Source organism: Paenibacillus oleatilyticus (assembly GCF_018998565.1).
Taxonomy (GTDB): domain Bacteria; phylum Bacillota; class Bacilli; order Paenibacillales; family NBRC-103111; genus Paenibacillus_G; species Paenibacillus_G oleatilyticus.
Genome location: NZ_JAHNZO010000170.1, coordinates 1 through 347 on the forward strand (window position 1 = coordinate 1; position 347 = coordinate 347).

The 347-nt window shown below is 49.6% G+C and carries 1 rRNA gene; it reads right to left on the minus strand.

From position 1 onward, the window contains the following. Window positions 1-75: ribosomal RNA gene (gene rrf, locus KQX66_RS36810) — 5S ribosomal RNA — on the minus strand; the annotation flags it as partial. Window positions 76-347 lie beyond the last annotated feature (272 nt).

A 347-nucleotide genomic window follows, 5' to 3' on the forward strand; every position in this document is an offset into this window, starting at 1 on the left:
ACCATCGGCGCTGGAAGGCTTAACGGTCGTGTTCGGGATGGGTACGCGTGGTTCCCTTCCGCCATCATCACCAAACGGATTGCGATGTTTCTGCCACGAAACATCTTTACTTTAACTCAAGGCGACTTGCGCCCTGAAAACTGGATCGAAACAAAGCGCGTTTCGATATATCTTTTCTCGCTCCGTTGACTGTGTCAAAAGTCGCTCCTAAAAGATATATCTTCACTGGTAGCTAAACCATTAAGCCTTAGTCGCTTCCGAAGGGATCTTCGGAAGACTTATTGGATAAGCCCTCGACCGATTAGTATTCGTCAGCTGCACACGTTGCCGTGCTTCCACCCCGAACC